Source organism: Streptomyces sp. NPDC104761 (genome assembly GCF_055583445.1).
This window is the reverse complement of the sequence record NZ_JBVJNZ010000001.1, coordinates 724,872-748,072: the sequence shown is the minus strand read 5'-3', so window position 1 is coordinate 748,072 and position 23,201 is coordinate 724,872. Positions and strand designations below refer to the sequence as shown.

25 protein-coding genes are annotated in these 23,201 nt (G+C 72.2%); 11 read left to right on the top strand and 14 right to left on the bottom strand.

Annotated features, from left to right (window positions below):
- Positions 1-24: 24 nt before the first annotated feature.
- From ACZ63F_RS03495 to ACZ63F_RS03485, 3 genes are all read right to left on the bottom strand, one after another.
- Complete coding sequence (locus ACZ63F_RS03495) at positions 25-993, bottom strand: aldo/keto reductase (RefSeq protein WP_469708265.1); 969 nt, start codon at positions 991-993, stop codon at positions 25-27.
- A 104-nt stretch (positions 994-1,097) separates the two neighbouring features.
- Positions 1,098-1,631: a flavoprotein gene (locus ACZ63F_RS03490; RefSeq protein WP_469708264.1), complete on the bottom strand. Its 534-nt coding sequence runs from the start codon at positions 1,629-1,631 to the stop codon at positions 1,098-1,100.
- Positions 1,632-1,652: 21 nt separating this feature from the next.
- The gene (locus ACZ63F_RS03485; RefSeq protein ID WP_469708262.1) at positions 1,653-2,111 is read right to left on the bottom strand and encodes a nuclear transport factor 2 family protein; all 459 of its coding nucleotides are present in this window, start codon (positions 2,109-2,111) and stop codon (positions 1,653-1,655) included.
- Positions 2,112-2,199: 88 nt separating this feature from the next.
- Between ACZ63F_RS03485 and ACZ63F_RS03480 the strand changes: the two genes are divergently transcribed.
- Entirely contained in the window at positions 2,200-2,751 is a 552-nt protein-coding gene (locus ACZ63F_RS03480) for a TetR/AcrR family transcriptional regulator (protein ID WP_469708260.1), read from the top strand.
- 135 nt (positions 2,752-2,886) lie between these two features.
- Here the strand turns inward: ACZ63F_RS03480 and ACZ63F_RS03475 are convergent, their stop codons facing one another.
- Both ACZ63F_RS03475 and ACZ63F_RS03470 read right to left on the bottom strand, forming a co-directional pair.
- Complete coding sequence (locus ACZ63F_RS03475) at positions 2,887-3,087, bottom strand: ferredoxin (RefSeq protein WP_351955168.1); 201 nt, start codon at positions 3,085-3,087, stop codon at positions 2,887-2,889.
- Between the two features lie 12 nt (positions 3,088-3,099).
- Positions 3,100-4,341, bottom strand: a complete 1,242-nt coding sequence (locus tag ACZ63F_RS03470; protein ID WP_469708257.1) for a cytochrome P450 — start codon at positions 4,339-4,341, stop codon at positions 3,100-3,102.
- A 293-nt stretch (positions 4,342-4,634) separates the two neighbouring features.
- On the opposite strand from ACZ63F_RS03470, the gene ACZ63F_RS03465 reads away from it, so the two are divergent.
- Both ACZ63F_RS03465 and ACZ63F_RS03460 read left to right on the top strand, forming a co-directional pair.
- Entirely contained in the window at positions 4,635-5,267 is a 633-nt protein-coding gene (locus ACZ63F_RS03465; protein WP_352362918.1) for a LysE family transporter, read from the top strand.
- Positions 5,268-5,389: 122 nt separating this feature from the next.
- On the top strand, positions 5,390-5,830 hold the full coding sequence (locus ACZ63F_RS03460; RefSeq protein ID WP_469708254.1) for a nitroreductase family deazaflavin-dependent oxidoreductase: 441 nt from the start codon (positions 5,390-5,392) through the stop codon (positions 5,828-5,830).
- A 180-nt stretch (positions 5,831-6,010) separates the two neighbouring features.
- Here the strand turns inward: ACZ63F_RS03460 and ACZ63F_RS03455 are convergent, their stop codons facing one another.
- The gene (locus ACZ63F_RS03455) at positions 6,011-7,105 is read right to left on the bottom strand and encodes a cation diffusion facilitator family transporter (protein WP_469708252.1); all 1,095 of its coding nucleotides are present in this window, start codon (positions 7,103-7,105) and stop codon (positions 6,011-6,013) included.
- Here ACZ63F_RS03455 and ACZ63F_RS03450 point away from each other — a divergent pair.
- The gene (locus tag ACZ63F_RS03450) at positions 7,104-8,120 is read left to right on the top strand and encodes a glutathione S-transferase family protein (protein WP_469708250.1); all 1,017 of its coding nucleotides are present in this window, start codon (positions 7,104-7,106) and stop codon (positions 8,118-8,120) included. The genes ACZ63F_RS03455 and ACZ63F_RS03450 overlap by 2 nt on opposite strands.
- 16 nt (positions 8,121-8,136) lie before the next feature.
- Positions 8,137-8,442, top strand: a complete 306-nt coding sequence (locus ACZ63F_RS03445; RefSeq protein WP_469708248.1) for a DUF4235 domain-containing protein — start codon at positions 8,137-8,139, stop codon at positions 8,440-8,442.
- A gap of 6 nt (positions 8,443-8,448) precedes the next feature.
- Here the strand turns inward: ACZ63F_RS03445 and ACZ63F_RS03440 are convergent, their stop codons facing one another.
- Positions 8,449-8,841, bottom strand: coding sequence for a VOC family protein (locus ACZ63F_RS03440; protein ID WP_352362927.1), 393 nt, complete (start codon positions 8,839-8,841; stop codon positions 8,449-8,451).
- A 53-nt stretch (positions 8,842-8,894) separates the two neighbouring features.
- On the bottom strand, positions 8,895-9,623 hold the full coding sequence (locus ACZ63F_RS03435; RefSeq protein WP_469708245.1) for a TetR/AcrR family transcriptional regulator: 729 nt from the start codon (positions 9,621-9,623) through the stop codon (positions 8,895-8,897).
- 142 nt (positions 9,624-9,765) lie between these two features.
- Between ACZ63F_RS03435 and ACZ63F_RS03430 the strand changes: the two genes are divergently transcribed.
- From ACZ63F_RS03430 to ACZ63F_RS03420, 3 genes are all read left to right on the top strand, one after another.
- A complete protein-coding gene (locus tag ACZ63F_RS03430) occupies positions 9,766-11,259 on the top strand; it encodes an APC family permease (RefSeq protein ID WP_469708243.1) in 1,494 nt (497 codons plus the stop codon).
- 12 nt (positions 11,260-11,271) lie between these two features.
- A complete protein-coding gene (locus ACZ63F_RS03425) occupies positions 11,272-12,906 on the top strand; it encodes an amidohydrolase (RefSeq protein WP_469708242.1) in 1,635 nt (544 codons plus the stop codon).
- Positions 12,907-13,515: 609 nt separating this feature from the next.
- Positions 13,516-15,246 (top strand): hypothetical protein, encoded by a 1,731-nt coding sequence (locus ACZ63F_RS03420; RefSeq protein WP_469708240.1) that lies wholly within the window; start codon positions 13,516-13,518, stop codon positions 15,244-15,246.
- Between the two features lie 57 nt (positions 15,247-15,303).
- Here ACZ63F_RS03420 and ACZ63F_RS03415 read toward each other — a convergent pair whose 3' ends face one another.
- The 5 genes from ACZ63F_RS03415 to ACZ63F_RS03395 are packed head-to-tail and all read right to left on the bottom strand — an operon-like array spanning position 15,304 to position 19,759.
- Positions 15,304-16,563, bottom strand: a complete 1,260-nt coding sequence (locus ACZ63F_RS03415) for a cytochrome P450 (protein ID WP_469708238.1) — start codon at positions 16,561-16,563, stop codon at positions 15,304-15,306.
- Positions 16,560-17,165: a GTP-binding protein gene (locus ACZ63F_RS03410; protein ID WP_469708236.1), complete on the bottom strand. Its 606-nt coding sequence runs from the start codon at positions 17,163-17,165 to the stop codon at positions 16,560-16,562. Before ACZ63F_RS03410 ends, ACZ63F_RS03415 begins: the two co-directional genes overlap by 4 nt.
- Positions 17,146-17,517 carry a DUF742 domain-containing protein gene (locus tag ACZ63F_RS03405; protein ID WP_089103419.1) on the bottom strand — a complete coding sequence of 124 codons (372 nt, stop codon included), beginning with the start codon at positions 17,515-17,517 and terminating at the stop codon, positions 17,146-17,148. The genes ACZ63F_RS03410 and ACZ63F_RS03405 overlap by 20 nt, the downstream gene beginning before the upstream one ends.
- Complete coding sequence (locus tag ACZ63F_RS03400; RefSeq protein ID WP_046733906.1) at positions 17,514-17,924, bottom strand: roadblock/LC7 domain-containing protein; 411 nt, start codon at positions 17,922-17,924, stop codon at positions 17,514-17,516. The genes ACZ63F_RS03405 and ACZ63F_RS03400 overlap by 4 nt, the downstream gene beginning before the upstream one ends.
- 5 nt (positions 17,925-17,929) lie before the next feature.
- Entirely contained in the window at positions 17,930-19,759 is a 1,830-nt protein-coding gene (locus ACZ63F_RS03395; protein ID WP_469709313.1) for a sensor histidine kinase, read from the bottom strand.
- Positions 19,760-20,105: 346 nt separating this feature from the next.
- Between ACZ63F_RS03395 and ACZ63F_RS03390 the strand changes: the two genes are divergently transcribed.
- The 3 genes from ACZ63F_RS03390 to ACZ63F_RS03380 all read left to right on the top strand — a co-directional run bounded on the left by ACZ63F_RS03390 (position 20,106) and on the right by ACZ63F_RS03380 (position 22,079).
- Positions 20,106-20,468: a DUF1304 domain-containing protein gene (locus ACZ63F_RS03390; RefSeq protein WP_469708232.1), complete on the top strand. Its 363-nt coding sequence runs from the start codon at positions 20,106-20,108 to the stop codon at positions 20,466-20,468.
- Complete coding sequence (locus tag ACZ63F_RS03385; protein ID WP_457691569.1) at positions 20,465-21,031, top strand: TetR/AcrR family transcriptional regulator; 567 nt, start codon at positions 20,465-20,467, stop codon at positions 21,029-21,031. Before ACZ63F_RS03390 ends, ACZ63F_RS03385 begins: the two co-directional genes overlap by 4 nt.
- Positions 21,032-21,128: 97 nt before the next feature.
- Positions 21,129-22,079: an NADP-dependent oxidoreductase gene (locus tag ACZ63F_RS03380; protein ID WP_469708230.1), complete on the top strand. Its 951-nt coding sequence runs from the start codon at positions 21,129-21,131 to the stop codon at positions 22,077-22,079.
- A 9-nt stretch (positions 22,080-22,088) separates the two neighbouring features.
- Here the strand turns inward: ACZ63F_RS03380 and ACZ63F_RS03375 are convergent, their stop codons facing one another.
- Positions 22,089-23,195: an NAD(P)-dependent alcohol dehydrogenase gene (locus ACZ63F_RS03375; RefSeq protein WP_469708228.1), complete on the bottom strand. Its 1,107-nt coding sequence runs from the start codon at positions 23,193-23,195 to the stop codon at positions 22,089-22,091.
- Positions 23,196-23,201: the final 6 nt, after the last annotated feature.

Genomic DNA, 23,201 nt, shown 5'->3' with positions numbered 1-23,201 from the left:
CAGTTCCCCGCGCCCCGAAAAACTTCAGTGACCGGAGATCGGGTGGGGGCCGTAGGGCTGCTGGAGCTCCTCCAACTCCTTGTCGCTGAGCTTCAGTTCGACGGCCGCCACCGCGTCTTCGATGTGGTTCGGCTTCGACGCGCCGATGATCGGGGCCGTCACCGTGTTCTGGTGGAGGAGCCAGGCCAGGGCCACCTGGGCGCGCGGGACGCCCCGGTCGCCGGCGATGCGGGTGACCGCCTCCACGATCGCTCGGTCGCCCTCCTGGTAGAGGCGGCTGCCGAAGGTGTCGTTCGCGCTCCGTTCGGTGACCGTGCCCCAGTCGCGGGTGAGGCGGCCCCGGGCCAGCGGGCTCCACGGCAGTACGCCCACGCCCTGGTCGGCGCAGAGCGGCAGCATCTCGCGTTCCTCCTCGCGGTAGAGGAGGTTGTAGTGGTTCTGCATGGACACGAACTTTGTCCAGCCGTGCCGCTCGGCCGTGTACTGGGCCTTGGAGAACTCCCAGGCGTACATCGAACTGGCCCCGATGTAGCGCGCCTTGCCGGCCTTGACGACGTCGTGCAGCGCCTCCATCGTCTCCTCGATCGGCGTGGCGTGATCGTAGCGGTGGATCTGGTAGAGGTCGACGTAGTCGGTGCCGAGGCGGCCGAGGCTGTGGTCGATCTCGGTGAGGATCGCCTTGCGGGAGAGGCCGCCGCCGTTGGGGCCGGGACGCATCCGGCCGTGCACCTTGGTGGCGAGGACGATCTCGTCGCGCTGGGCGAAGTCGCGCAGCGCCTTGCCGACGATCTCCTCGCTGGTGCCGTCGGAGTAGACGTTGGCGGTGTCGAAGAAGTTGATGCCCGCCTCCAGCGCCTGCCGGATCAGCGGGCGGGCCGCCTCCTCGCCGAGGGTCCACTCGTGGGTGCCGCGGTCGGGCAGGCCGTAGGTCATGCAGCCGAGGCAGATCCGGGACACGTCCATACCGGTGTGGCCGAGCTTCACGTACTCCATCGTTGTCTCCCACCGTCGAGATCACGTCGTACAGAGGCGAGCGTACGTCGGCCGGGCGTCCGGGCTCCTGTCGTGGCGGTGGTTATCGGACGCCGGGCCAGCCGTCAGGGCCGGTCGAGCAGGTCCAGCGCGCGTTCCCAGGCGAACTCGGGGCGGCCGCCGTCGGCGTCGGCCTCGCCGGCGTAGGGGTCGCCGAAGCGGACGCCGAGCGCGCGCAGGCGGGTCAGGCTCTCCTGGTAGGCGGGGTGGGCGGCGAGCGCGCCGGCGACGCAGGGCAGGACCGCGATCGGCACGTCCAGGCCCAGGGCCTCGCACAGGGTTCCCACGGCGAGGGTGTCGGCGAGCCCGGCGGCCCACTTGTTGACGGTGTTGAAGGTGGCGGGCGCGACGACCACGGCGTCCGGCGCGGGGAAGGGGCGCGGATCGGAGGGGCGGCGCCAGGCCGACCGGATCGGGCGGCCGGTGCGCGCCTCCGCCTCCGCGGTGTCGAAGAAGCCGTTCACGGCCACGGGGGTGGCGATGACCCCGACCTCCCAGCCGCGTTCCTGTGCCGCGGTGATGAGCCTGCCGACGCCCGCGGCGATACCGGCGGCACAGACGACCAGGTAGAGGAAGGGCTTGCGGGGCTCGTCGGTCATCCGGGAACCCTATGCGGGGGGCTACCGGAGCGGGAAGGACAGGCCCCGCTCGGACTCCGGGCGCGGACCGTGGATCCGGCGCTCGTGCTCCTCGATCGGCACGTCGTTGATGCTGGCCTCGCGCCGGGTCATGAGCCCGTGCCCGTCGAACTCCCACAGCTCGTTCCCGTACGAGCGCCACCACCGGCCCTCCGCGTCGTGGCACTCGTACTGGAAGCGGACTGCGATGCGGTCGCCGTCGAAGGCCCACAGGTCCTTGCGGAGCGCGTAGTCGAGTTCGCGGGCCCATTTCGCGGTGAGGAACTCGACGATCGCGGCGCGGCCGGTGACGAAGGTGTCGCGGTTGCGCCAGACCGAGTCCTCGGAGTAGGCGAGGGCGACCCGCTCGGGATCGCGGGTGTTCCAGGCGTCCTCGGCGGCCTGGACCTTCTGGAGGGCGGTCTCGCGGGTGAAGGGGGGCAGGGGCGGGCGGTCGGCCATGGTGATCTCCTCGCCGAAGGGAGAACGTGCGTTCTTCGGGTCGCTGCTACCGTAGGAGAACGCACGTTCTCACGTCAAGGAGGAGCCCATGGACAGCGCGGCCGCGCGTGAACAGGCGCTGGACGCCGCCGAGCGGCTGTTCTACGGGCGCGGGGTGCAGTCCGTCGGCATGGACGACATACGCGGCGCCTCCGGCGTCTCCCTCAAACGGCTCTACCAGCTCTTCCCCGCGAAGGAGCAGCTGGTGGAGGCCTATCTGGAGCGGCGCGACGTGCGCTGGCGGCAGCGGCTCGCCGAGCACGTCCGGCGGCACGAGGAGCCCCGGGAGCGGCTGCTCGCGGTCTTCGACTGGCTGGAGGGGTGGTTCGGGGAGGCGGACTTCCGGGGGTGCGCCTGGATCAACGCCTACGGCGAGCTCGGTGCCACCTCCGCGCGCGTGGTGGCCCAGGTGCGCGGTCACAAGCGGGCGTTCCGGGACTACCTGGCTGAGCTGGTGGCCGACGCCGGGCTGGACGCCGCGCTCACCGGGCCGCTGTTCCTGCTCGCCGAGGGGGCGATGGTCACCGCCGGCGTCACCGGGAGCACGGAGCCCGCGGCGGAGGCCCGCGCGGCGGCCCGGGTACTGCTGCGCGCGGGGTGAGGTCGGTCCGCGGCGGCGAGCCGGGAGAGGGCGGGTCACCGTGCAGGGCGACCGGGTGGCGGCGTACGAGGTGGTCGCCGACCCGGTGCGGCCGCGCGGGCTGGAGCCGGCGGTGCTCGACCTGCCGACGGCTGCCTAACCCGTCGGTTCCTTGACGGTGATGGCGCTCACCGGGCAGGCCCGGGCCGCCTCCTTGACGAGCGGGTCGCCGCCCCCGTCCTCCTTGCCGGGGAGCAGGGCACTGAAGCCGTCGTCGTCCTGGGTGAACACGTTCGGGGCGGTCAGGGCGCACTGTCCCGCGCCGATGCAGACGTCCCTGTCGATCTCGATGTGCATGGCAGGAGCCTCTTACCAGGTCACGGGGAGTTCCAGCATCCCCTGGATCGTGTCGCCGGGTTTGAAGGGAATCTCCTCCGGCGGTGCGGCGAGCCGCAGGTCCGGGAGCCGCTCCCACAGGGTGCGCAGGGCGATCTCCAGCTCGGTGCGGGCCAGGTTCTGGCCCAGGCACTGGTGGATGCCGAAGCCGAAGGCCACGTGGTGGCGGGCCGGGCGGTGCCAGTCGAGGGTGTCGGGGTCGTCGTAGACGGCCTCGTCGCGGTTGATGACCGAGGTCGCGAAGAGCACGCCGTCACCCTTGCGGATGGTGGTGCCGTCCATCTGGATGTCCTCAAGGGCGACGCGCAGCAGCCCGTCGGCGATGGACAGCATCCGCATCAGTTCCTCGACGGCGGCGGGCACCAGCGCGGGGTCGGCGCGCAGCTCGGCGAGCCGCTCGGGCTGCTGGAGCAGGGTGAAGGTGCCGAGCGAGATCATGTTGGCGGTGGTCTCGTGCCCGGCGACCAGCAGGATGAGGGCCAGCGCGACGACCTCGGCGCGGTCCAGGGCGCCCTCGCGCAGCCGCTCGTGCACGAGGTCGTCGAGGACGCCGTCGCCGGGTGCCTCGTCCCGGCTCTTGCGGTCGGCCAGATCGCCCAGATAGGCCTCCAGCTGATCGCGCGCGTCCAGCGAGTCCGCGGGCGCCGGACCGCGCAGCAGCCGCCGGGACTGCGCCTCGAAGAACTCGTGGTCGGCGTAGGGCACACCGAGCAGGTCGCAGATGACCATGGACGGCACGGGCAGCGCGAAGGAGCTCACCAGGTCGGCGGGCGGTCCCGCGGCGATCATCCTGTCGAGCAGATCGTCGACGATCCGCTGGATGGCGGGCCGCATCCCGGTCGCGCGTTTGAGGGTGAAGTCCGGGATCAGCATCCGGCGCTGGATCTGGTGCTCGGGGTCGTCGAGGCCGAGCAGTGCGACCTGGCGGCGCTCCCTGGCGGCCGCGAACCGGGCGTTCGGCATCGGGAAGTCCTCCCGCCGGCGGTCGCTGGAGAGCCGGGGGTCGGAGAGCAGCGCCCGGGCCGTGCCGAGGCCGGTGACCGCCCAGACGGTGCGGCCGTCGTAGAGGGTGACGCGGGACAGCGGGGCGCCGTCGCGCAGCGGGTCGTATCCGGTGGGCGGGTGGTAGGGGCACGTGCGGTCCTGGGGCCAGGCCACGGGGTCGGCCCGGCCGGCGGGAGAAGTGGGTTCCGTCAGGTCCGTCAGTTCTTTCATGGAAGACCTCGCAGACGAGTGTCGTACGTCGTGCCGATCTTCATTAGATGCTCGGGGCACCTATGCGGCGACCGGAAGTTCGGCCAGATCGCCGCATCGGATGATCTGGCCGAACCTCGTTCGGTCGGGGGACGATTCCGCGCCGAAATTCGCTTGCCGGTGCGGCGACGCGAGCCCCAGGATCTGCGCATGAACTCTCCTGACGCCATCGTGCCGCTGACCACCGCGACCTTCGGCCGGGTGCGGGTCCAGCAGCAGCCGGGGCGTCCCCGGAGGCCCGGGCCCGCACGAGCGTGACGGCCGCGCTCGTCGCCGGCCTGCTCGCCGGGTACGGGATCGCCGTCCCGGTCGGCGCGGTCGGCACGTATCTAGTGTCCCTCACGGCTCGCACGTCACTGCGGACCGGCGCCTGCGCCGCGCTCGGCGTGGCCAGCGCCGACGGTCTGTACGCCCTGCTGGCGACCGTCGGCGGTGCCGCCCTGGCGGCGGCGCTGGTGCCGGTGCTCGGACCGCTGCGGCTGGTGTCCGCGCTGGTGCTGGTGGGGCTCGCCGTGCGCGGTGCGGCGGTGGCGCTGCGCCAGTACCGGGAGCGGCGGCTCGCCACCCGGGCCGAGCGGCCGGTACCCGGCCCCGGACGGGCGTATCTCGGCCTCCTCGGGATCACGCTGCTCAACCCCACGACGGTGATCTACTTCGCCGCCCTGGTGGTCGGCACGCGTTCCGCCGAGGCGGTACGGCCGCTGGAACAGGGGGGCTTCGTCCTCGCGGCCTTCGCCGCGTCCGCGAGCTGGCAGCTCCTGCTGGCGGGCGGCGGGGCGCTCCTCGGCCGCGGCCTGACCGGCCACCGGGGGCGCCTGGTCACGGCGTTGCTGTCGAGCTGCGTGATGCTGGGGCTGGCGGCCCGGATGGTGCTGTCGCCGGGCTGACGTCCGGCGTACTCGTCGCGTCGGCGGGATCCCGTCACGGGAGCGGTGTCGTACGGATGATCCGGGGCACTTCGCGTGTTGAATCAGCTGTCAGTCTTGGAACCGACGAGGGGACGGACCTCATGCCTCTTGAGGGCGAGTACGAGCCCAGCCCGGCCGCCTGGGTGCGCGAGCAGGTCGAGTTGTACGAGAGCTCGGGCGGGAAGGAGGGCAACACGCTGATGGACACCGGGTTGCCCGTCATCCTGCTCACCACCCTGGGAGCGAAGAGCGGGAAGATCCGCAAGACGCCGCTGATGCGGGTGGAGCACGACGGGAAGTACGCCGTCGTCGCCTCCCAGGGTGGCGCGCCCAAGCACCCGGTCTGGTACTTCAACGTCAAGTCCCACCCGGTCGTCGAACTTCAGGACGGGCCGGTCAAGCAGGACATGACCGCTCGCGAGGTCACCGGCGCGGAGAAGGCCGAGTGGTGGGACCGCGCGGTCGCGGCCTATCCGCCCTACGCCGACTACCAGAAGAAGACCGACCGGGAGATCCCGGTGTTCGTGCTGGAACCGAAGTAGCCGGACCCGAAGTGGCTGGAACCGCAGTAGCCGGACCCGGAGCAGTCGGAACCGGAGCGGCCGGAACCGCGGCACGGGGAATTGGCGGTTCCAGGAATTCAATCCGGCCGGGGACCGACGGAATTTAGAAAAATCTGTTTCCGGGAGGCATGAACCGGCTTCGGGCCGGGCAGCCGAATATCAGGCCCCGCCGCGTTCCCCCGTCGCGGCGGGGCTTTCATGTGCCTCCTGCGCGGAGCGGTCCGTCACGTCCAGGAAGATCTGGTCGGCCTCGGGGAACGTCTCGGCGAGCGCCCCCTTGATGCGCACCAGGACCTCCTCCACCTCCTCGCTGTCGAGGCCGGGCACCAGGTCGACGCGAGCCGCGACCAGGGTCGACTCGAGGCCCATCTGCATCGTGAAGAGCGCCTCCACGCTGTCGATCTCGGGCTCCGCCTCCAACTGCTCCCGGATCCTGTCGCTGAGCTCCGGATCCGCGGCCTCCCCGATCAGCTGGTCGCGGGCGTCGGCGCCCAGCCGGTAGGCGACGAACACCAGCAGGACGCCGATCGCCAGCGAGGCCGACGCCTCCCAGACCACCTGGCCGGTCACCATGTGCAGCACCATGCCGACGATCGCGAGGCAGACGCCGAGCACGGCGGTGCCGTCCTCGGCGATCACCGTGCGCAGCGCCGGATCCCGCAGCCCCCGCGCCTCCCCGCGGGCCTGGTGCACCGCCCGGAACAGGGACGCGCCCTCGGCGAGCAGGGCGACGCCCAGCACGATCAGGCCGGCCACATAGCCGCTGTGCTTTTCGTCCGCGCCGTTGCGCAGTGCCTCGACCCCCTGGAAGAAGGAGAAGCAGCCGCCCATGACGAAGATCCCGACGGCCGCGAGCAGGGCCCAGAAGAAGCGCTCCTTGCCGTAGCCGAACGGGTGCCGGGCGTCGGGCGGGCGGCGGCTGCGGCGCAGTGCGGCCAGCAGGAACACCTCGTTCAGGCTGTCGGCGACGGAGTGCGCGGCCTCGGACAACAGGGCGGGCGAGCCGGCGACGACTCCCCCGACGGCCTTGGCGGCCGCGATGACCAGGTTGGCGGCGAGCGCCACGAACACGGTCACGCGGGTCCGGCGGTCGGCATGCGGCTGTTGCGATGGGTTCTGCGACGGTGTCCTGCTCACGACCGCCGACTGCCCCGACGCGCGCTGATCACTCCGTGCGAGAGGCGGAAATGGGGGAACGCATCCCTCAGGGCCGCCGTTCGACCGTGGGCGGCCCCCCGGGCAAGGAGGACGCATGAGCGGCGGCGACGGCAACAGCGCGCTGGGACACAAGGCATTCAAACGGTCCCCCAGCCACTTCGCGGACCGGATCACCGCGGACGGACGCGACGGCTGGCCGGTGGCGGCCGGACGCTACCGGCTGGTGGTCAGCCGTGCCTGCCCGTGGGCGAGCCGGGCGGTGATCTCCCGGCGGCTGCTCGGCCTGGAGGACGCCCTGTCGCTCGCCGTCACCGACCCGCTCCAGGACGACCGCAGCTGGCGTTTCACCCTCGACCCCGGCGGCCGGGACCCGGTGCTCGGCATCCGGTACCTCAGCGAGGCGTACGACCGCCGGGAGACCGGCTACCCCGGCGGGGTGAGCGTGCCGGCGGTGGTGGACGTGCCGAGCGGGAAGCTGGTCACCAACGACTACCAGCAACTCACCCTCGACCTGGCCACCGAGTGGACGGCACTGCACCGGGACGGGGCACCGGACCTGTACCCGGCACGGCACCGGGACGAGATCGACGCGGTGACGGCGGAGGTGTACGAGGACGTCAACAACGGGGTCTACCGGGCCGGGTTCGCGCACGAGCAGCAGGCGTACGAGGAGGCGTGCGCCGGGGTGTTCCGGCGGCTGGAGCTGCTCGCCGGGCGGCTGGCCGGGCAGCGCTACCTGGTGGGGGACACGATCACGGAGGCCGACATCCGGCTGTTCACCACGCTGGTGCGGTTCGACGCCGTCTACCACGGCCACTTCAAGTGCAACCGCTACAAGCTCGCGGAGAGCCCGGTGCTGTGGGCGTACGCCAGGGACCTCTACCAGACGCCGGGATTCGGTGACACCGTCGACTTCGACCACATCAAACGGCACTACTACCAGGTCCACACCGGAATCAACCCGACCGGTGTCGTGCCCCTCGGTCCGGATCTCGCCGGGTGGCTGACGCCCCATCACCGGGAGGAACTCGGCGGCCGGCCCTTCGGGGACGGGACGCCGCCCGGTCCGGTGCGGGCGGCCGAGGAGGTCGCGGCCGCCGGGCGGCCCTGAGAACGCGGAGGCAGGCATGGCCAAGAACAGGAAGAAGCTGAAGCTCCCCCTCGTGTACGCACCCGTCGGTTTCGTGCTGAGCTGGGCCGGCGGGGCGCTGGGCGCGCTGGCCTTCCGCCGCACCTGGAAGGCGCTGCGCGGCGAGGACGACGCGCCGGACGCCCTGGACCGGGACCGCGGCTGGGGTGAGGTACTGCTGGCCGCGGCGGTCCAGGGCGCGGTCTTCGCGGTGGTGCGCAGCGCCGTGGACCGTACCGGCGCGACGGCCATAGAGCGTTCCACCGGGGTGTGGCCGACGACGGGCCGGGGTGGCCGGGACTGAGCGGTCTCAGCCCTGCTTGGGTGCCGAGGACGGCACCAGACGCAGCGTGAAGGAGTGTCCGGCCGGGTCGGCGTACCCGCGTTCCTCGTACGGACCGGCCGGGTCCTTCGTCTCGATGGGGCGTCCGCCCAGGGCGATCACCCGGCGTTCGGCCGCGTCGAGGTCCTCGACCAGGAAGTCGAGATGGGCCTGGAGCGAGTTCTCGGGCCGCGGCCAGCTGGGCGGGGTCGCGTTGACGTCGCGCCGGAAGGCGATCCGGAAGCCGTCGGCGGTCCGGATCCCGACCAGGTTGGCCGAGGCCTCGCCGTCCTCGCCGTCCAGGAACTCCCGGTAGAACTGGGCGAGTTTCTCGGGTTCTGCGCAGTCGAGCACCACGACGGCCGCGGTCACCAGTGCCATGTTTCCTCCCTCGGCAGGTTCTCCCGGCACACGTCTGTCCCCGATCGGCCGGTTCAGTCGCCCACCGGCCGCGCCCCGGCGCCCTGTTGGGCGAGCCGGGCCTCGGCCGCCGTCAGCAGCAGGTCGAGGGCGGCCGGATAGGAGCTGCCCCGCATCGAGGCGACGAGATGGCGGGCGGTGGCCGCGATGTGCGGGTGGCTGGTGGCGGGCAGCCGGGCGTAGGTCGCCCGCCACACGTCCGCCTCGGCGTCCCGGGCGGCTCTGGGCAGGGCGGTGTTGGCGGAGTCGAGGGCGCCGTACGCGAGGGCCTGGTCGACGAAGGCGTGGTAGACGCGGACCGCCTCGGCGTCCGGGAATCCGGCGCCGCGGAGGATTCCGAGGATGGTCTCGACGGCCTGGATCTCGTACGTCCGTCCGGTCACCCGGTGGGCGCTGAGCACCGCGGCCCGCGGGTGGGCGAGAGCGCCGGCGTGCATCCGCAGGCCGAGGTCGCGCAGGTCGGCGCGCCAGTCCCCGGTGGGCCGCCAGGCGCGCAGGGTACGGCCGATCAGCTCGTCGGCGACGGCGAGCATCAGGTCGTCGGTGTGCCGGAAGTAGCGGTAGAGGGAGCTGGGGTCGGCGCCCAGGGCACGCCCGAGGCGGCGCACCGACAGGGCGTCGGCGCCGTGCTCCTCGATCAGCCGCATCGCGGTCTCGACGATCAGCTCCTCGGAGAGGACCACACCTTGTTTGGTGGGCCGCCGGCGCTGCCGGGCGGCGGCCGGGACGACACGTTCGCTCAACGGACCTCCTCCAACGGACCTCCTCACGACGTGCGGGCACCTTATGACAACACCGTTGACCTGTGAAGGGGGCCGGCAGTTTCATGTCCCGTCACCGGGGCCGACCAGTCCGGCCCCCAGGTGCGAGCGGAGTGTGCCGGCCATGACCGACCAGCCCTACACAGCGGACCCCCCTGAGTTGCGCAGATCCCTCGGCGTCCTGGACGGCGTCGCGGTCGCCGCGTCCAGTACGGCCGCCACCACCAGCATCGGCATCGGGCTGGGGGTCACGGCCGGGGTGGTCGGGCTGCATCTGCCGGCCATCATGCTGCTGGCGTTCGTGCCGGTCCTCGGCATCGCGGGCGCCTACTCCCGGCTGAACCGGGTGGAGCCGAACGCGGGCAACGGCTACGTGTGGGTGGGCCGTTCGCTCAATCCGTGGCTCGGCTTCCTGGTCGGCTGGGTGAACATCGTGGCGACGGTGGCCTTTCTGGCGTACACCACGGCGGTCACCGGATCGGCGCTGCTGCAGCTGGCGGGAGAGGCCGGAGTGCACCGGATCGGCTCGCTGGCCCTCGACCCGGGTTCGACGGCGCAGACCACGGCTCTCGGGATCGTGGTCCTGGCCGCCGTCACCCTCACCGCCGTGACCGGCATCCGCACCGCCGCCCGCCTGCAGACGGGGCTGCTGGTCTTCGAGTACGCGGTCCTGCTCGGGTTCTGCGGCTACGGCATCGTCGAGGGACCGCACCCCTTCAGCCTGAGCTGGTTCGACCCGGTCGCGATCCCGTCGGCGACGGCGCTGGCGCAGGGCCTGCTGCTCTCGGTGTTCTGCTACTGGGGTTTCGAGGCCGCGTTCAGCGTCAACGAGGAGGTCCGCGACCCCCGGGACGCCTCCCGGGCGGGGCTGATCACCCTGGTGACCATGCTGGGCCTGTTCCTGCTCGGCTCGGTGGCCTTCCAGCGGGTGCTGTCCGAGCGGGAGCTGGCCGGTCACGGGGCCGAGGGGCTGGCGTTCTTCGGCGACCGGCTGGCCGCCCAGCCGTGGGCCGCGCTGCCGCTGGTGGCGCTGATGTTCTCGGCGGTGGCCTCGCTGCAGGCCGGGGTGATCCCGACGGCCCGGGGCATGTTCGCGATGAGCCGGGACCGTACCCTCGGGCCGGTGTGGTCCAGGGTCAGCGCCCGGTACGGGACCCCGGCGGCCGGCACGCTGCTGATCGGCGCGCTGGCCACGGCGGTCGCCGGGCTCGCCCTGGTGATCCCGCGGCTCGCCGACATGATCATGGCGACGGTGAACGCGGTCGGCATCGTCGTCGCCCTTTCGTACGCGCTCACCGCGCTCGCCGCCGCCGCGCGCTTCCGCTCCGTGCTGCGTGAGGACTGGCGGCAGGGGGTGCGGGCCGTGGTGCTGCCGGCGCTGAGCGCCCTCGCCCTGCTGGGCCTCGGCGGCTACCTCGGCTGGTCCTTCTACACCTCCGCCGACCACTTCGAGGTCAGCGCGGACAACGGGTGGTTCCTGCTGGCCACCCCGTTGGCGATGATCGGGTCCGGGTTCGTCGCGGCCGGCTGGGCGAAGTACGTGCGCCGGTCGCCGTACTTCCGCACCGGCCGGGGCACCGACGCCGACGCGCCCCAGCTGCTCACGACCCCCAACTGAGGAACGGGAAACATGCACGCAGATCTGCTCTTCACCGGCGGCCGCGTCCTCACCGACGAGGACCCCACGGCCACCGCCGTCGCCGTCACCGGTGAGCGCATCACCGCCGTCGGCTCCGCCGGGGAGCTGCGGGAGCTCGCCGGGCCGCGCACCGAGGTGGTCGACCTCGCCGGGCGGCTACTGCTGCCCGGGTTCCAGGACGCGCACGTCCATCCGGTCCCGGCGGGCCTCGAACTGACCCAGTGCGACCTGTCCGGGCTGCGGACCGCGGCGGAGACCGTGGCCGCCGTACGCGCCTACGCCGACGCACATCCGGAGCGGGCGTGGATCCTGGGCGGCGGCTGGTCCATGGAGGCGTTCGAGGGCGGCACACCGACGAAGGAGCTGCTGGACGCCGTCGTACCGGACCGGCCGGTCTACCTGCCCAACCGGGACCATCACGGGGCGTGGGTCAACAGCCGGGCGCTGGAGCTGGCCGGGATCGGCCGCGACACGCCCGACCCGGCCGACGGGCGGATCGAGCGGGACGCCTCCGGCGCGCCGGGCGGCACGCTCCAGGAGGGTGCGATGCAACTGGTCGGCCGGCTCGCCCCGCCGGCCGGCCCGGCGGACCGGCTGGCCGCGCTGCTGCACGCGCAGCGCCATCTGCACGCGCTGGGCATCACCGCCTGGCAGGACGCCCTGATCGGGGACTTCCTCGGCATGGACGACCCGGCGTCGGCGTATCTGACGGCGGCCCGGGACGGTTCACTGACCGCGCGGGTGGCCGGGGCGCTGTGGTGGGACCGGGAGCGCGGGGCCGAACAGATTCCCGAACTCGTCGAGAGGCGGGCCGCGTTGAGCCATGGCCGGTTCCGCGCGGGCACGGTGAAGCTGATGCTGGACGGGGTCGCCGAGAACGGCACGGCGGCGCTGCTCGACCCCTACCTGGACAAGTGCGGCTGCGCGACGCGCAACCGGGGCAAGAGCTTCATCGACCCGGCGCGACTGCCGCAGTACGTGACCGAGTTGGACGCCCTCGGCTTCCAGTGCCACTTCCACGCGCTCGGCGACCGGGCCGTCCGGGACGCGCTGGACGCGATCGAGGCGGCACGGGCGGCCAACGGGATGAGCGACACGCGGCCCCACCTGGCGCATCTCCAGGTCGTGCACCCCGCCGACGTACCGCGTTTCGCCCGGCTCGGCGCCACCGCCAACATCCAGGCGCTGTGGGCCGCGCACGAGCCGCAGATGGACGAGCTGACGATCCCCTTCCTCGGCCCGGAACGGGCCGGACGCCAGTACCCGTTCGGGTCGCTGCTGCGCTCCGGGGCGCGGCTCGCGGGCGGCAGCGACTGGCCGGTGAGCAGTCCCGACCCGCTCCAGGGCATCCATGTCGCGGTGAACCGGGTCGAACCGGGCGGCGACGCGCCGGTGTTCCTGCCGGCGGAACGGCTGGAACTCGCGGCGGCGATCAGGGCGTACACGGCCGGTTCGGCGTACGTGAACCACCTCGACGACACCGGGCGGGTGGCGGTCGGCTTGCTCGCGGATCTGGTGGTCCTGGACCGCGACCCGTTCGCCGGGCCCCCGGAGCGCGTCGCGGAGACACGCGTCGCGCACACATACGTGGGGGGCGCGCGAGTGTACTCGGCTCAGGAGGCGTGAGCAGTAACACACGTCACGGCCAGGTCACGCGTAGATCATTTACGCTCTGGGCAGCCTCGTAGCGCTTCACGGCTCAACTTTCGAGCCACGAAGGCCAGTTCGAGTGCTCGGGTGGCTGACAGGCCACCTGTTCGCAGGGACGGGGGGACTCTGCGCACTGTCGCCCGAAAGGAAACACATGCCTCAGGACGTCACCTCCGACCTGCCCTTCGAGTCCCCCGCCGGTGAGCATCCGGAGTCCGCGCGCCCGTCATCCGCGCCGGCTCCGGGACACGGACCTGGGGTGCGGCCACAGCAACGCAGCTGAGGCCGCACCCCAGGTCCTCGTCGTGCGGCCACAACGCTCCGAGGGGAGCGGGCCGTTCACGGAAGGCCGACGGCGCCGAGGACGCACCGCCACGCACGAGCGTCCCGCTCCGCCTTCCCGGACCCGAACAGCAGTCGTTCCCCTCACGGTCGTTCGCGGCAGCGGCCGGTGCCGGTCGCGTGCGTCCGGCTGCCCGGCGAGGCCGTCACGGCAGGGGCCGCCGCCCCCCGTCCCGGACCCGACCGCCGACGACCGCCGTCGACCGATTCCGTTGTCATGACCACAACTCGAAGGAGATCGCTGTGAATTCCCGAGGCGCAGGTGCTGTTCCGAACGCGTCCGCCGACAGCCTGCTCCCGGCGCGGTCAAGCGCCCAGTTCCGGCCCACGGAGGCGGGGAACGCCCTGGCCGGCCTGTTCGTGAACCGCGCGAACGGGAGCACGGACCAGTACCGGGACTTCCAGAACGCCGCTCAGCAGCGGCTGGACGCGCTGGGAACCGGCCACCTCGGCACCACGCTGCATCTGGCGGGAGCCCTCCAGCAGGCGCCGCGCGAGTTCCTCCCGCCCGACGAGGAGGGCCGTGCGAGGTTGAGGCACCTCGACACCAGCCTGCGCATGATCGAGGCGGCCTTCCCCGAAGTCGGCACCGACGCCGAGATCTGCCGGCTGACGTGCGCGATGCTGGAAGGCGCCTGGCGGAGCCGGGCACTGGCCCCGCCGCGTGCGGAGGAGCCGGCCACCGCCTGCGCCTGCCCGCTGTGCCGCCGGCTGCCCACGCCCCCCGCGCGCACGCTGGACGACTACCGCTGGCGGCAGAGCGCCGGCCGTCCCCTCGCCGTCAAGACCTGGCCGTACCGCCGGGAGCTCGACAGCGTGCTGACCGGTGGCTGGTCCTGGACCCGCCAGATGAACGACCTGGAGCACGATCTCGGCCACCGCGACCGCTTCGAGGACGACATCCTCGTCTTCCACGAGTACAAGCGCGTGATCGACACCATCGACACATCGCGCCTCACCCAGCACGTCGAAGACCGCCTGGCCGAGAACTTCAGCACCAACAGCGCACGGGCCCTGGTCTCGGGACTCTTCGCGGCCCACAAGCGGTCCGTCGACGAGTACTGGCTCCGGCAGCACGACGCGGGCAGGGTCACGCTCCCCCAGACCAACCCACTGGGCCACGGCTCCTACTCGCTGCTGCAGATGCTGGACTGCCTCTTCTGGCACGTCGCACCCGACACCGAACTGTGGCAGGAGGAGAACCTCGCCTCCCTGCTGCTGTGCCGCGTCATCGACGACATGGCCGACGTCCGGGCCGACGCCCTCACCGGCGAGATCAGCAACTTCTGGCTCGCCGAGATGCCCGCCCACACCAAGGCCTTCTACGCCGCCTGCGCGATAGCCCTCGTCAAGTACGGCTGCACGCCCGAGGCGCATCGCCCGATGTGGAACACCTGGCTGCTGACCACCACCGTCGTCTGGATGGGGCTCACGGGACGGCACGCCCTGTGGTTCGACGGCATCACCGAGGGCCTCCCCCCGAGTGACGGGTGCCCGCTGTGCGACCTGCAGCCCAACCCGTGCACCGGCATCCTCACCCACGGCACGACCCTCACCATCGCCCCGCGGCCCGCCGTACCGGCACTGAGCCCCCGGACCGCCGAGCTGTCCGCTCGCTGCCGGGCCCGGCACCCCGCGGCATGGCCCCTCTTCGACGCCGAGCTCCACGCCTTCGAGGCGGTGCACGGTCCTTGGTACGGCGACGCCGACAACGCCTGGGAGATCCTGCGCCGCACCTACGTCGCCGCCGTGGAGGCATCCGCCGCCGCGCCGTCCCCGGACCGCGCTCGTCAGGTCCAGCAGGACGCCGGTGTGGTGGGTTCCGAAAGGTTTCACGCCCTGCACGACCCGCTGACCGGACGGGAGGACACCGCACTGCTGGCCTACATGTTCGGCTGCGCGCACCCGCACTTCCTCTGGAACGCCACGGGCTACCGCCCCTCGGACGTCGCGGGCGACTGGCTCGACGGCTGACGCCTCAACGCGTGTTGCCCGGTCGGGTGACCCGACCGGGCAACGGTGTGTCCGTACCTACACCGCGAACTCGACCGGCAGGCTGTCCAGCACGGACATCCAGGTGGACGCGGTCGAGGTGAGCTCCTCCGCCGGCACGGCCAGACGCAGGCCCGGCAGCCGGTGCAGCAGGACGTCCACCGCGATCTGGATGATGGACAGCCCGATGCTCTGCCCGGGGCACTCGTGCGGGCCGGCGCTGAAGGCCAGGTGCGACTCGTTGCCCTGCACCGAGACGTCCGGGTCGGGCCGGATCTCGGGGTCGAGGTTGCCCGGTGCGAGACCGAGGACGAGCAGGTCGCCCTCCTCGATGCGGTGCCCGCCCAGTTCGACGTCGCTGACGGCGAAGCGGCCCGGCAGGACGGACAGCGGCGGGGAGTTCCACATCACCTCCTCCACCAGCGCGGTGATGGTCAGCTGACCACTGGTCAGGCCGGAGAGCCGCGAGGCGTCCGTGAGGACGAGCTGCAGCACCCGGGCCAGCAGATTGCTGGTCGTGCTGTGCCCGGCCATCAGCACCAGGCGCAGATGGCTCACGACCTCGTCGTGGTCGAGGGCCGCGTGGTGCTCCAGCAGGCCGGTGGTGAAGTCGGAGCCGGGCTCGGCCCGCTTGCGCTCGGTGAGTTCGCCGAGGATCTCCCGGATGATGCCGTCGTGCCGGATCGCCTCCTCGCCGCCCTGGAACACCATGGCGTTGGACTCGACGAGCCGGCGGCCCTCCGTCTCGCTGAGGCCCAGGACGCGGGCGAGGATCAGCATCGGCAGATAGCCGGCGTAGTCCGCCACCAGGTCGGCGCGGCCCTTGTCGGCGAACGCGTCGATCTGCTTGTTGGCGAAGTACGTGGCATGGCGCCGGATACCGCGGGCCACGGCGGCCTGGAGCCCGTCGTTGACGGCACCGCGCAGCCGGCGGTGCGCCTCGCCGTCCTGGGACACGCAGTCGGGGCGCCAGGCGACCATCGGCACCAGCGGATGGTTCTCCGCGACCCGGCCCTCCCGCCAGTCCCGCCAGATCCGCGCGTCCCGGGCGAACTGGCGCGGATTGTCGAGCACCCGGCGACCGTCCCGGTAGCCCAGCACCAGCCAGGCGTTGACGTCGCCCTCCAGCAGCACGGGCGCGACGGAGCCGTGCTCCTTGCGCAGCCGTTCGTAGATGCCGAACGGGTCGGTCGCCGCCTCGGGCCCGTACAGCCGGGTCAGTTCGGCCGAACCGTGCGCGACCGGGCAGCCGCGCGGGGCGTCGGGGGCGTCGGGGCTGTCGGGGCTCTGGTCGTTCATCGGGGCTCCAGTGCGAGGGCGGAGCGTTCCTTCAAATGACGTATCAGGGCGATCAGTACGTCACGGCTGGAGGCCCGGTCACGGGCGTCACAGGCCACGATCGGAGTGTGCGGGGAGATGTCGAGGGCGTCCCGGATCTCCTCGATGGGGTGTTCCTTGCAGTCCGGGAAGACGTTCAGGGCGATGACGAAGGGCACGTTCTGCCGCTCCATCTCCTCGATCGCCCGGAAACTGGAGGCGAGCCGTCTCGTGTCCACCAGGACGATGGCACCGAGCGCGCCCTTGAACAGGCCGTTCCACAGGAACCAGAACCGTTCCTGTCCGGGGGTGCCGAACAGGTACAGCATCAGGTTCTCGTTGATGCTGATCTTGCCGAAGTCGAGGCTGACCGTGGTCTCGGCCTTGTCCGCGACGCCGATGAGGTTGTCGACGCCGGCGGTCGCCTGGGTGAGGGTCTCCTCGGTGGTGAGCGGCTTGATGTCGCTGACGGAGCGGACCATGGTGGTCTTCCCGGTGCCGAACCCCCCGGCGATCATCACCTTGACCGAGCGGGTCCCCCCGGCACCGGGGTCGCCGGGATGGTCAAAGCCTTTCAAGTCCACTGAGTACCTCCTGGAGGAGCGCGAGGTCAGGCCCGCGTCCGGCGTGGTGCGCCGGAATGGGATCACGGGCTTCAATACGGCCTGCGTCCAGCAGATCCGCCAACAGCACCGCGAGAATGTTGAAGGGCAATCCGAGATGGGCGGTGAGTTCGGCCACCGACAGCGGATCACGGCAGCGCCGGACTATCTCCTCGTACTCGTGCTGCATCCCCGGGACGGGGGCGGTCCGGGAGACGACGAGGGTCGCCACGTCGAGGCTCGACGCCGACCCGCCCGGTCCGCTGCGCCCCCCGGTGAGGACGTAATAGCGTTCGAGACCGGACGGATCCGACGGTCGGCGGGGAGCACTCATCCAGAGTGCTCCTCCAGGCGCGGAGAGGTGCCGAGCAGCTCGCCCATCCGCCGGGACAGATCCCGCATCTGATGGCCGAGCAGCCCCTGGTCGAGTCCCTCGCGGGCGAGGACCCCGAGATACGTCTCCACACCGGCCCGTACGACGAAGAGGTGACCGCCGTCGACCTCGATCATCGCCAGCCGCAGCTGCCCCGCGTACTTGGGGAACTGCTCGGCGACCGGCTGGGCCAGTGCCTGGAGCCCGGCCACCACGGCCGCGAAGCGGTCCACGTCGTCGGGGTCCTCGGCGCCAAAGGAGGTGATGGCCTTGCCGTCGCTGGAGGCCACGAGGGCGAAACGGATCTCCGGGATGCTCTCCACCAGATCACGGAGCGCCCAGCTCACGTCGGTTCCCTGTTGCGTCATGTGGACTAGTCGCTCTCTTCAGTGCGGTGCTCGGCGGACTCGCGTCCGGCGGCGGCGTCATCGGCGCCGGCCGGGGTCGCGGGTGCCGCGTCGTCTACGTCTCCGGTCAACTCGGCCTCGCTGTCCGCTCCTTCGTCTGCGGCGGGCGAGCGGCCCGCGGTGGCGAAGGCGGCCAGACCGGCGAAGGACTCCTCGGGCGGGACCGCGGGGAACGCGGCGCCCTCGGTGCGCGCCGTGCGGGCGGTGCGCTCCTCGGGCTGCTCCTCCTCGCGGCGCCGGCTGCGCCGCCGGGGCAGGCCGCCCGGGGTGGTGTCCAGGGCCTCGCCGGACTCCGGCTGGGTGACGGTTTCGACGGCGACCGGACCGTGCGCCTGCACCGGGGACGCGGCGGCGGGGGCGGCCGTCACGGGGGCCGGAGCGGCGGGGGCCGCGGGCAGCGGGCTGAAGAACTTGTGCGGGACCACGACGACGACCGAGGTGCCGAGCCAGGGCGAGTCCGCGAAGGTGACCCGGATGCCGTAGCGGCGGGCGAGGATGCCGACCACCCGCAGGCCGATGTTGGCGTCCTCGGAGATGCCTCCGATACCGGGTCCGGCCTCGGTGCCGGCCAGGGAGTGCTCGGCCTCGCGCTTCTTCTCCTCGCTCAGGCCCTTGCCGGAGTCCTGGATCTCGATGCCGACGCCGTTGGGCACCTCCTTGCCGGAGACGACGACCGGTTCGGTGGGCGGCGAGTAGCGGGCCGCGTTGTCCAGCAGGTGGGAGAAGATCAGCGTGAGGTGGTCCACCAGACCGCCGTCGACGCCGAGTTCGGGCAGATGCCGGACCTCGACCCGGTGGAAGTCCTTGATCCGGCCGATGCCGCCGCGCACCACGCTGAGCAGGCGCTGGGGCTCCTGCCACTGGCGGCCCGGGCGGTCCGAGCCGCCGAGCACACCGATACTGGCGGCGAGCGAGTCGGCGGGGCCGAGTTCCTGGTCGAGTTCCATCAGACCGCGGGCGACGGCGGGCAGCCGGCCGTGCTCGCCCTGCATCTCGTGCAGCCGGCCGCGCAGCTTGCTGGTCAGGACGTGGATGCGGTTGCCGATGCTGATCACGGCCTGCTCGGCGGAGGTGGAGCGGTTGAACTCCTCCTCCACGCCGATCAGCGAGGTGCGCAGGATGCGCCGCAGGTCGGCCTGGACGTCCTTGTCGACCTTGGCGCACTGCTCGGTGACGGGCAGCAGGTCGTCGATGGCGTCGCCCGCACGCAGCCGGTTCAGCGCGTCCGGCAGCTGCTCGTCGGCGAGCCGGGAGATCGCGGCCCGCTGGTGCGTGAGCTGCTCCTGCCAGACCTCGGCCTGGTCCGCGAGCTGCGCCTCGGAGGACTTCAGCTGGTCGGCGAGCCGCTCCTCGTACGCCCGGGCCTGTTCGGCCAGTTGGGCGTCGTAGTGGGCGGTCCGGTCGGCGAGCCGGGCCTCGAAGGCGGAGTTCTGCTCGGCGAGCTGGGCGTCGAACGCGGCGGACTGCTCGTTGATCCGGCTCTCCAGCGTGGCGCGCTCGGCGGAGAACTTGCGCTCCAGGCCCGAGACGTGCTGCTGCCACTGCTGGGAGTGCTCGGCCTGCGAGCTGCGGAAGGTCCCTTCCGCGCTGCGCAGCTGGCGCTGCGAGCGGATCAGCAGGCGCACGCACACCGAGCTCGCGACGGTGGCCGCGGCGCCGGCGACGGCCGCGGTTATTCGCTCCGAGCTCATGAACGTGGCGGCGACCGTCCCTCCTCCTAAGGCCAGCGGCATCAGCCACCAGCTGTACCAGGCGACAGGGGCCCGCGCCGCCGGCGGCGGAGTGGCGAGTTCCATCTGCATCCCTCGAAGCAACACGATCGAACAACAGCGAACAGGGGCGGTGTGCGAAGGCCGCACTCACGAGTACACACGGCGGGACGGACCCACCCTTGGGTGCGTCAACTCGCTGTGACGGAAGGGAGCTTATCGGGTTTGAACCCGAAAGGATCAACCTGGCGAACAGAGGAAGTGAGGGTTCCGTCACGCTCCGCCAGTTGGCGGCAAATCAACAAATACCCATTACTGACCGCGACTTCCCGACATGCGGCCGACATTCCCCGAGGGGGCGGCACCGACCACTCTTGGACACCTGTCCCGTTATAGTCGACAGGTGTCCATAACATGGGGAGGATCCGCGATCATGGAAATCCTGGCGAACGTGCTGGTCGCGCTGGTGGCCGCGCTGCACGCGTACATCCTGGTGATGGAGATGTTCCTGTGGCAGAAGGGTCCCGGGATGCGTTTCCACGGCTTCGACGCCGAGCTGGCCCGGCGGACCGCGCCGCTCGCCGCCAACCAGGGCCTCTACAACGGATTCCTGGCGGCCGGCCTGGTCTGGGGGCTGGTCGCGGCCGACCCGACCGGCTTCCGGGCCCAGGTGTTCTTCCTGTCGTGCGTGGTGGTGGCGGGGGTGTACGGCGCGGTCACCGCCAACCGGCGGATCCTGTTCGCGCAGGCGCTGCCCGGCGCGCTCTCCCTGGCCGCCGTCCTGGCCGCCCGGTGACCGGCCGCCCGGCCGTGCAGGACCCGCGGGCCGCCCGCACCCGGGCGCGGCTGCGGGCGGCCCTCCTGGCGGAGTGCGCCGAACGGCCTCTGGCCGAGGCCGCCGTGGCCGCGGTGGTGCGCCGGGCCGGCGTGGGCCGGGCCACCTTCTACGTCCACTACGACGGCCTGGAGGCGCTGGCGGTGGACGCCTGCGCGGACGTCGTGCGGGAGGCCGTCGACGCGCTGCACGCCTGGCGCGGCCGGCCGGACCCGGTGCACGCGCCTCCGGCGCTGCGGGAGTTCTTCGCGGGGCTGGTCCCGCACGCGGGGCTGTACCGGGAGCTGCTCGCGCCGGGCGGCGGGGGCCCGCTGGGCCGGGTGCTGCACCGCGACCTGCGGGCGCGCAGCCTGGCCGAGCGGGAGCTGGTGGGCGCGGCCGACGCCCCGCTGGTGGCCTCGGCGGTGGCCGCCACCTTCGCCGGGGTGCTGGCCGACTGGCTGCACGGCCTGCTCGACGCGGGCCCCGACGACGTGGCGGACCAGGTCTGGCAGCTGCTGGTCGCCCTGCACATGAGCCGCTGAGCGGTCGCCGGGAGGGCACGGGCGCTGGCACGATTCCATCGAAGCTTGGCCATCGTGCCGTTTCCCCGTCGGGCGCGTCCCGGCAGGCTGGGTGACCATGAACGATGTGAACACGATGCGCGCGATCAGCCAGGACGTCCTCGGCGGCCCCGAAGTGCTGAAGGTGATCGAGACGGCGCGGCCGAAGCCGCGCCCCAACGAGGTGCTGGTCCGGGTGCGGGCCGCCGGCCTCAACCCGACCGACTGGAAGCACCGGGAGAACGGCGGCTTCCTGGGCAAGCCGCCGTTCGTCCTCGGCTGGGACGTCTCCGGGACCGTCGAGGAGACCGGGATCGGGGTCGCCGCCTTCAAGGCCGGTGACGAGGTCTTCGGGATGGTGCCCTATCCGTTCGGGCACGGCACGCACGCCGAGTACGTGATCGTCCCCGCCCGGGCCCTGGTCCCGAAGCCCGCCGTGATCGACCACGTCCAGGCGGGCGCGCTCCCGCTGGTGTCCCTGACCGCCTGGCAGGCGCTGGTGGAGAACGCCGACGTCCAGCCGGGACAGCGGGTGCTGATCCACGCGGCGGCCGGCGGGGTCGGGCATGTGGCGGTCCAGATCGCCAAGGCGCGTGGCGCGTACGTGATCGGCACGGCCAGCGCCGGCAAGCACGGCTTCCTTCGGGAGATCGGCGTGGACGAGCCGGTGGACTACCGGTCGGTGGACGTCACGGAGGTCGTCCGGGACGTCGACGTGGTCCTCGACACGGTCGGCGGGGACACCTCGACGGCCTCGCTGCGGGTGCTGCGGCCGGGTGGGATCCTGGTGTCGATCCTGCCGGTGGGCTCGCCCGCGCTGTACGAGGAGGCCGAGCGGCTGGGTGTGCGTGCGGTGCGGATGCTGGTGGACGCCGACCGGGCCGGGATGCGGGCGGTCGCGGAGCTGGTGGAGGCGGGCAAGCTGCGGGCGACCGTCGCGGGGACCTTCCCGCTGGCCGATGCCGCCAAGGCCCACGAACTGGGCGGCACCGGCCGGACCACCGGGAAGCTGGTCCTGGTCGTGGACTGACCGGCGCGGTCAGAAGGTGAGCACGGGCTTGATCGCCTTGCCCGTGCTCATGTCCCGCACGGCCCGGTCGATGTCGGCGAACGGGTAGGTGCTGATCAGCCGGTGCAGCGGCAGCCGCCCCTCGCGGACCAGCCGGACCAGGGCCGGGATGAACGCCTGGGTCTCGCTGTCACCGAGGGTGAGGCCGACGATCCGCTTGCCGGACAGCAACCCGTTGACGTCCAGGAGGACCTCGGTACCGAAGGGCGGGGCGCCGACGACGACCAGGGTTCCGCGCGCGGCCAGCGCGTCGACGCCCTGGCGCAGGACGCCGACGTTGCCGGTCGTCTCCACGATGCCGTCGGCCCCCGCGCCGTCCGTGACGCGGCGCAGGGCCTCGGGCACGTCCTCGCGGGACGCGTCGACGGTGTGGGTGGCACCCACCTCCCTTGCCAGGTCCAGGCGTTCGGGCACCCGGTCGACGGCGACGATCGTGGTGGCGGGGGTGAGGGCGGCGGCCATGACGGCCGAGAGGCCGACCGCCCCGGCGCCGAGCACGGCGACCGTGCTGCCGGGGGCCGGGTCCAGGACGTTCCACACGGCGCCGGCCCCGGTCTGCACCCCGCAGCCGAGCGGTGCGATCGACTCCAGCGGTACGTCCGGGTCGACCTTGACCAGGCTGCGCTCGTCCACCAACGCCCGTTCGGCGAAGGAGGACTGGCCGAAGAAGTGGCCGCCGAGCGGCTCGCCGTCCCGGCTGACGGTGGCGGTGCCGTCGGCGCGCCGGCCGCCGATCAGGTTGAGCGGCAGCCAGGTGGTGCAGTAGGCGGGGTGCCCGCCGTGGCAGTTGCGGCAGGTCCCGCAGGAGGTGAAGGACAGCACGACATGGTCGCCGGGGACCACGCCGGTGACGGCGGAGCCGACGGCCTCGACGACTCCGGCGCCCTCGTGGCCCAGGACTCCGGGCAGCGGGAAGGGAAGTCCGCCGCTCGCCACGCTCAGGTCGGTGTGGCACAGGCCGGTGGCGACCATGCGGACGAGCGCCTCGTACGGCCCCGGCGCGTCGAGCTGGACGTCGCGGAGGGTGAAGGGGGCGCCGCCGGACTCGACCACGGCGGCTCGGGTGGTGAGGGACATCGCAGG

Coding starts and splice junctions, on each gene's coding strand:
- ACZ63F_RS03390 (WP_469708232.1), top strand. CDS start 20,106: ATGGAAATCCTGGCGAACGTGCTGGTCGCGCTGGTGGCCGCGCTGCAC.
- ACZ63F_RS03475 (WP_351955168.1), bottom strand. CDS start 3,087: ATGCACATCGAGATCGACAGGGACGTCTGCATCGGCGCGGGACAGTGC.
- ACZ63F_RS03460 (WP_469708254.1), top strand. CDS start 5,390: ATGCCTCTTGAGGGCGAGTACGAGCCCAGCCCGGCCGCCTGGGTGCGC.
- ACZ63F_RS03430 (WP_469708243.1), top strand. CDS start 9,766: ATGACCGACCAGCCCTACACAGCGGACCCCCCTGAGTTGCGCAGATCC.
- ACZ63F_RS03380 (WP_469708230.1), top strand. CDS start 21,129: ATGAACGATGTGAACACGATGCGCGCGATCAGCCAGGACGTCCTCGGC.
- ACZ63F_RS03425 (WP_469708242.1), top strand. CDS start 11,272: ATGCACGCAGATCTGCTCTTCACCGGCGGCCGCGTCCTCACCGACGAG.
- ACZ63F_RS03495 (WP_469708265.1), bottom strand. CDS start 993: ATGGAGTACGTGAAGCTCGGCCACACCGGTATGGACGTGTCCCGGATC.
- ACZ63F_RS03455 (WP_469708252.1), bottom strand. CDS start 7,105: ATGCGTCCTCCTTGCCCGGGGGGCCGCCCACGGTCGAACGGCGGCCCT.
- ACZ63F_RS03485 (WP_469708262.1), bottom strand. CDS start 2,111: ATGGCCGACCGCCCGCCCCTGCCCCCCTTCACCCGCGAGACCGCCCTC.
- ACZ63F_RS03375 (WP_469708228.1), bottom strand. CDS start 23,195: ATGTCCCTCACCACCCGAGCCGCCGTGGTCGAGTCCGGCGGCGCCCCC.
- ACZ63F_RS03450 (WP_469708250.1), top strand. CDS start 7,104: ATGAGCGGCGGCGACGGCAACAGCGCGCTGGGACACAAGGCATTCAAA.
- ACZ63F_RS03400 (WP_046733906.1), bottom strand. CDS start 17,924: ATGACGCAACAGGGAACCGACGTGAGCTGGGCGCTCCGTGATCTGGTG.
- ACZ63F_RS03395 (WP_469709313.1), bottom strand. CDS start 19,759: ATGGAACTCGCCACTCCGCCGCCGGCGGCGCGGGCCCCTGTCGCCTGG.
- ACZ63F_RS03445 (WP_469708248.1), top strand. CDS start 8,137: ATGGCCAAGAACAGGAAGAAGCTGAAGCTCCCCCTCGTGTACGCACCC.
- ACZ63F_RS03490 (WP_469708264.1), bottom strand. CDS start 1,631: ATGACCGACGAGCCCCGCAAGCCCTTCCTCTACCTGGTCGTCTGTGCC.
- ACZ63F_RS03480 (WP_469708260.1), top strand. CDS start 2,200: ATGGACAGCGCGGCCGCGCGTGAACAGGCGCTGGACGCCGCCGAGCGG.
- ACZ63F_RS03440 (WP_352362927.1), bottom strand. CDS start 8,841: ATGGCACTGGTGACCGCGGCCGTCGTGGTGCTCGACTGCGCAGAACCC.
- ACZ63F_RS03470 (WP_469708257.1), bottom strand. CDS start 4,341: ATGAAAGAACTGACGGACCTGACGGAACCCACTTCTCCCGCCGGCCGG.
- ACZ63F_RS03405 (WP_089103419.1), bottom strand. CDS start 17,517: ATGAGTGCTCCCCGCCGACCGTCGGATCCGTCCGGTCTCGAACGCTAT.
- ACZ63F_RS03415 (WP_469708238.1), bottom strand. CDS start 16,563: ATGAACGACCAGAGCCCCGACAGCCCCGACGCCCCCGACGCCCCGCGC.